This window comes from Buttiauxella warmboldiae (assembly GCF_003818135.1).
Classification (GTDB): Bacteria; Pseudomonadota; Gammaproteobacteria; order Enterobacterales; family Enterobacteriaceae; genus Buttiauxella; species Buttiauxella warmboldiae.
Genome location: NZ_RPOH01000033.1, coordinates 72,406 through 78,673, shown reverse-complemented (window position 1 = coordinate 78,673; position 6,268 = coordinate 72,406). Strand labels below are relative to the sequence as shown.

Annotated in this window: 5 protein-coding genes; 3 read left to right on the top strand and 2 right to left on the bottom strand. The window is 49.3% G+C overall.

The window, feature by feature from the left end:
- Positions 1 to 194 precede the first annotated feature (194 nt).
- Together EHN07_RS09705 and EHN07_RS09700 are read right to left on the bottom strand one after the other, a co-directional pair.
- Entirely contained in the window at positions 195 to 527 is a 333-nt protein-coding gene (locus tag EHN07_RS09705; protein WP_047610371.1) for a plasmid stabilization protein, read from the bottom strand.
- 30 nt (positions 528 to 557) lie between these two features.
- Positions 558 to 791 (bottom strand): type II toxin-antitoxin system Phd/YefM family antitoxin, encoded by a 234-nt coding sequence (locus EHN07_RS09700; protein WP_004853132.1) that lies wholly within the window; start codon positions 789 to 791, stop codon positions 558 to 560.
- A gap of 320 nt (positions 792 to 1,111) precedes the next feature.
- Between EHN07_RS09700 and EHN07_RS09695 the strand changes: the two genes are divergently transcribed.
- The 3 genes from EHN07_RS09695 to EHN07_RS09685 all read left to right on the top strand — a co-directional run bounded on the left by EHN07_RS09695 (position 1,112) and on the right by EHN07_RS09685 (position 6,201).
- On the top strand, positions 1,112 to 1,759 hold the full coding sequence (locus EHN07_RS09695; RefSeq protein WP_047610368.1) for a hypothetical protein: 648 nt from the start codon (positions 1,112 to 1,114) through the stop codon (positions 1,757 to 1,759).
- Positions 1,760 to 2,101: 342 nt separating this feature from the next.
- The gene (locus tag EHN07_RS09690) at positions 2,102 to 2,887 is read left to right on the top strand and encodes an AbiJ-NTD4 domain-containing protein (RefSeq protein WP_047610365.1); all 786 of its coding nucleotides are present in this window, start codon (positions 2,102 to 2,104) and stop codon (positions 2,885 to 2,887) included.
- Positions 2,887 to 6,201, top strand: a complete 3,315-nt coding sequence (locus EHN07_RS09685) for an NERD domain-containing protein (protein ID WP_082010756.1) — start codon at positions 2,887 to 2,889, stop codon at positions 6,199 to 6,201. The genes EHN07_RS09690 and EHN07_RS09685 overlap by 1 nt, the downstream gene beginning before the upstream one ends.
- The last annotated feature ends 67 nt before the right edge of the window (positions 6,202 to 6,268 follow it).

The following is a 6,268-nucleotide window of genomic DNA, read 5'->3' as shown; positions in this document are numbered from 1 at the left end:
CGCCATGCCCGGCGCACACAGAAAAACCCTCTGTAAAAACAGAGGGTTGATTGTAGTTTTACCTGTTCATGAAAATTCAGGAAGGGTTATCGGCTTATTCCCACTCAATGATTTGCATGACAGTTATCATGTTGTTATTAATGGATTTTATAATGATAGAATCTAAGCGATACCGTCATTAATACCGTCACTTTTCAGGCCGTTATCAGCCGCTTAAACAACAGCTGCTGGACGTCCTGCCGATGTGCCAGGATCGCATGCGCGGTCACCAACGTTCCGTCTACGGAATACAAAACCCGGTAGCCATCAGCGTGGTTAAACTCGCGGTACTTTGCACAACCAATTTTCAGCAGTTCAGGGCAAATCTGGCATCCCAGCGGGAACTGGCCAACGGTACTCTCAAACTGTGTAAGTATATCCGTGATAACCGGGCGCGGCTCAACATCAACACGGTGCAGGAAACCCGCAATTGTGTCGATGCAGTGCTTTACAGTAAGCGTGTACTCGAAGGTCACCTGCGGTTCCATAGAAGTCCTTTAATGTTGGGCGCTCTGCGTTTAGTCCGCAAGTCCATCCAGCAACTGGTCTTTTGAGAACACGCGCCCTTCAGCTTTATCTTTCTCTGACAGGGTAAGCAGCTTCAGCAAAGCTATGGCATTTTCCCGTTCCTGCTGCTGGTCATAAGACTCTATAACATAAGCAGGCACACCATTTTGTGTGACCAGGATGGGTTCTGACAGATCAAGCGTTGCTGCGTTCTTTTTAACGTAGCTGATTGTCTCTACTTTCATGAGCGTCTACCTGATAGCCATTGGTTATGATTAGTTTTAATATAGACCATATTTAGACTACCAACAAGACCTGATGTTATCCGGCTCTTCTGGAAAATAAATAGCCCTCTACAAAATTCAGAGGTCGATTCGACCTTACCAGAAGGTCACTTCAATCCTGAACCTTTATGCACTCCACACATCCTTCATGTCAGAACAAACTTACTCGCATTCTGATGATAATCTGTTTTTGTCTATTTAATGATCACTTACTAAGTAAAGACCTACCCGCCAGAATCGGTGCAAAAGCGGGAAGATAGCCATCTTGAAAGGAGAATAATGTGACCAGTCCCATTCGTCAGAATCTGTTTGAACGGGAATGCGAGATGCCGCTGCTGGAAGCGCGGCATCTCGCTCTTCTGCTTCTCGGCCTCGATGCTTCTCAACCAACAAATGTCCTGCCGAAAGAACATCAGGAGAATTACCGTATCCTGCACGACGCCATCAGCCGTACCATCAAAGCAACAGGAATGGTCAGCGCCCCGGCGAACAAACGCATGTTCTATGCCGATGAGATGTTCGCGCTGGCCTGGCGACTTATTGATGACGAGCTCACGCCACCAGAAATTAAAGCCCGAAGCCTGAAGGCAGTAATGAAACTGTCGCGTAACAGCCGTGGTCGCAAGTGGCTCAAAACACTCGGCGACGACGCGCTACCGGATCTCACTGCTTCTGCAGAACCCTCTCAACGTGGGATGCATAAACGCGACAAAGCACGGGAGAATACTGCCCGACTTTGCTGGCTGCTGATTCAGCTTCTGGTTGAGGAGACTGATGGGCGTTATGGGACGTCTGATAAACCAGCTTCGGATCGGATACTTCGTAAGCTGAAAGCGCTGGTGCAGGAGAGAGGATTACCGTCAGAAGGGCTTGGCCGGGGGACATTTTATGATGTTTTAAAGGTGGGGCGGGAGAAAGAGGAGTTGTAGGTGTAGGCATGAGTTACTACTTAACAGCTTTGCTACTAAGGTGTGTCAACTTGATGGTCGGCTACGTCCGGTCATAATGTCACCTGTTTTGACTATGAGGCGATTATATCACCTCTATTCAGGTGGCCAGATTTAGTATTCCACTTCAAACGAACATCTCAACTTGCACCGAACAGCGTGTCTCAAAAATCATGCCAGGGCACAGGCTGCACGGGGCTTGGTAGTTTTGTAAATAGCATGATTATCAGCCGGAGACGGCGAAAACATATGGCGACCAGATTCAGCAACTGAGAAATTTAAAAGGGAATATGGTAGCTTGGGGGCTACGGTTAAGGAGGAACTATGGACTCGTTTTCCAGGCGACAGGGTTATTCAAGGCCTGACGCAGAAATCAGCATCAGACACGAAGCTCCGGAAGCGCTGAGAGCGGCGATCGTGTCTATCGCCTACCGATGTGGCTTCGCCCCCAGCGAACTTCGTCTTGGATTGTGCGGCATACTTTATAAAACTCCAGATAAGAGCAACTGGTCAGAGTATCCGAATATCGATGACGAAGTCAGAACTCTGTTAGACGAGCTTGAATGGTTCGAGGTCTACGATTTCATCGAGTGTTTGGCTGAAAAGTCTCTTTATAAGGGCAGCGACTTTTCAGGGGAAGTGAACAACTATTTTAGGGTGGCCGGCATCGGTTGGCAGCTTCTCGATCAAAAGATTCAAATGCGAGGTACTGAAGCCTTCGAGACAGCAGTGAGAGAAGGACAGTTACTGCTCTCCCAGCAGCATCGTGCGACCGCAGCATATGAGCTACACGAGGCTCTACAGGATCTATCACGTAGGCCTCAACCTGAAATTAGCGGAGCGATCCAGCATGCGATGGCCGCTCTGGAATGTGTGGCGCGAGACGTTGTAGGAAGTAAGGACACGCTTGGTCAACTGATCCAGCGAAATCCCGGGCTTTTTCCGAAGCCTGTAGATCAGATCGTTGAAAAGGCATGGGCCTACTCCTCCAACTTCGGCAGGCATCTCATGGAAAAAATGCCTCCTGAGTTTGAAGAAGCGGAATTGATGGTCGGGGTAAGTGGGGTGCTGTGTCGATATTTAGCGCGTCGTACAGGTAATTCAACCTGATGGGTACAGCACGTCACTGTGGGAACGGCGTTCGGCTATTTATCGGAGAGCGGATAGAACACGCCTCGGATCGCGATGTTTTGGTCACCGTTTGCGATGCTCTAGAAAAGGGCACTGGGTGGGCCTACATATTCGCCAACTTCAACGTTAACGGGCGCCAGATTGATGTCGCGGTCTTTTCCGCCACAACCACGCTTGTTATTGAAGCTAAGGGATACACACTGCCCATCAAGGGTGGTGTGAACGGCCGTTGGACGCAAGTCGGATCGTACGGTAGTCGAAAGCTGCGCAACGGGTACACTCAAGCGTTGGATGCCAAGAATGCGTTGCGTGATGCAATAGCCGAGCTATTTGGCGCTCTTTCCGACTATCCCAATGCCTTGCTAGCCATTGTACCGGCGATTCCGTCAGGCTCTTCGTTGCCACCGAGTGACTTCAAGGTGAAATCTGGCGGGCTGGATGCGATCGAGGTTGCTCTCAACACGAAGTCAGGTGCATTACTGAGTGAAGAGCAATGCCAAGAGTTCGCTACTCATTTGAACCTTGAACGCGTGTCGGGAAGAGATGCGGCAATCCATGAAACTGTGCTGTTGTCAGAACGAACAGTGACAAGTTACGAGTCCACTTTTTTGGAATTTCACGGACCAATCGGTGCACAGCTGGCAGAGGACCAATACCACCTTGGTGACAAGCTGATCTCGGCATCCAATATTCTAAAGATGGCTATGTCGTCGCAATCTGCGCTGCTGATCAGAGGACCGTCAGGATGTGGAAAGTCCTTGCTAAGTTCACGCATCGCCACGGAATTTATCCAGTTCGGAATGCTGCCTATCCATATCCAAGGCAAAAACTTCGAGGGTAAGCTTCAGAAGATAATTGACGTCGAGCTTAGACTACTCAGCACTTCCGTGCGTGATTTACTCAGAGCAAGTCGTCTTCTTGCAAGGCATATTGTCCTGTTTCTCGACGGCTACAACGAATGCCCAGAGCATTTGCAAGTTGCTTTGACGCGAAGTCTTCAGGCATTTTCACTACGCTATGGTGCGGGCATCGTTATCACCTCACAAGGCGCCTTGACCAGGCCAGAGCTTTTGTTAGTCGAAGAGATTCAAGTCAGGCCGCCTCAACCCACACTGAAGTCACTGCTTGCAAAACTTAGCCAGGAAGATGAAAACTTCACAAACTGCCAAGCTCTGCTTGAGATAGCACTCTCAGGACTTGAAGCGGAACTCATTGGGCAGGCTGCCGCATCACTGCCCGCCGGGGCAAGTACGTTCGTTCTATTCGACACGGTCGCCAGGATGCGCCTCGGCAGCTTCACAACGGAGGGAATTCGGGCTCTTTCCGGGTTTGCAGAAGAAATGATCTCTCAAACTGCGTTTAGTATGTCCATTCGAGAATTCGACAGGTTTTGCGATGCGACAAACGTGACAGACGCGACACGGCACGCCATTCTTGAGTCGCGGCTTGTGTCACAGCGCGGTGACAGATTCAGCTTCTCTCATGAAATGTTTTTCTATGCCTTCATGGCTGAGTCTGCGCTTCGCGTAGCGCGCAAAGACTCTGGGCGTGTGCAAGCTTTTCTACGATCTCCGAGATTTCATGGTTCTAAGGCTCTTATTCTCGGCGCGTTGGAAGATTATTCGACGTTAAGGGATATTTTGGAGAGGACAACTGATTGGGGCATCCTTGAGTCTTGCGTAAGAGGAGAGTGTGGAGATGCCGCGAGACGTATCGTGAAAGCAAAGCTTGACGTACTACTCGCCGAAATGGTCGCAGAGATTTCTGAATTGCGTTTCCTACTAAATGGCGAGGGATGGCATAGCTGTTCGATTGAGACTGGCGCTAATCGGCCAATCCTCTCGAAATTCGAAGTTTTTCTTCCCGCTATTGGCTGGCTTTTAATGCGGGGGGTCTACTTAGAGCAAATCATGGCAGCGTGTCGCGTCATGGACGAAAAAATTGCCGAAGCCAATAGTGATCTCTATGAAGAAGCAAAGGCCAAAAAGGTGCCACTTCGGCACGAGACATTTAGCCAAGCCTATGTGTTCAATCATAAGATCGCGCTTTCGCAGCTTGTGTCCTTCGTTCATAGTGGCGGCCTTAGTTTTCGCCATAGTCCAGGGAGCGAATTTGGTGAAGCTCTGAAAAAATCATGGAAGGAAGCGAGCACGCATAGCGAATTCTACGTCCTTCTCGGAATCACCAGGTTCAGTAAGCAAGCACCATGGGCAGCGCCATATGTGCTGAATCTTCTTGAGAGACTGCAGAGCTTGCCCTACCACCTCCAGCTAGCCACAATGGACTTTTGTGTCCACTTAAGGGAGGTGGATGATGCCGTCAAGGCAAAGATGATCTCTGCGTTAGAGAATTCCATGGACAAAATGGACATGGTTATGAATTCCATGATTTTCGATGCACTGAAGTGTTTAGGCGGACTAGACGCCGAAGAAGAAAACTACAGAACAGTGGTTTTAAAGGAGATAGAAAGTGTTTTATCCGAGTCAGGAACCCAGTCCGAAGCGGAAGCATGGAATATCTTCTCTCGACAATTCGATCACCCGTATGACAGCATTTATTGGGAAGAAATAAACAATCTCGCTAGCGATCAGAAACGGCAGTTCCTCTTCAAGGCACTCAAAGGGGCGAGTACCGATTTTGTTATGTTTGTCAGTATCCTGATTCGTCAGCTCGCAGAAATCGGTGATCCAGCTGTTTCTGAAGCTATTGAACCATGGCTTAGGTTGCCAGCCAAAAGGTCGGTCATGCCACAAGATACAGTCGAGGTATTTTTCGCAGCACACGAAGCGATGGGGATTTTGGGCCTTCCACTTCCTGCCACTGTGACATCGCCTGTCGATGTCGATGAAACTATGCGGGCCTGCGGGGAATTAGCTTACTGGGCTTGCCGGTTGAGCAATTGCGAACTCGAGTCCTCACCTCAGACTCTAAATGCACGCGCTACATTACTGGCTTACTCCGCTTCGGCAAGTGCCGGAGCACTGTGGTCTTCAACATCTCGAATGTTGTCTACGGATGGTGCAAGAACTCACGTTGCAACGAGCTATCCGAACACAGCCTTGGCTGTCTGCCGCGATGCATTGACCAATCACGAGTCGCAGAAGACGTACCACGAACACGGATTGATGAATGATTTGGCGAGCATAGCTTCCTTTTCCATTCAAGTAATTGGTCAGTTTGGAGACACCGACGACTTGCAACGTTTACGCAGTCTTTGCGATGAAGAGGAACTAGGTCATGAAGCACTCAATGCGATCCAGAAGATTGAAGACCGTGTTCGTTATTTGAAGTAGATGCGTCAGCGTTGAATGTCGAAAACCTTTAATACCCGATGCGTTAGGCCAGTTATCTTTGTCCACT

Coding starts and splice junctions, on each gene's coding strand:
- EHN07_RS09690 (WP_047610365.1), top strand. CDS start 2,102: ATGGACTCGTTTTCCAGGCGACAGGGTTATTCAAGGCCTGACGCAGAA.
- EHN07_RS09705 (WP_047610371.1), bottom strand. CDS start 527: ATGGAACCGCAGGTGACCTTCGAGTACACGCTTACTGTAAAGCACTGC.
- EHN07_RS09685 (WP_082010756.1), top strand. CDS start 2,887: ATGGGTACAGCACGTCACTGTGGGAACGGCGTTCGGCTATTTATCGGA.
- EHN07_RS09700 (WP_004853132.1), bottom strand. CDS start 791: ATGAAAGTAGAGACAATCAGCTACGTTAAAAAGAACGCAGCAACGCTT.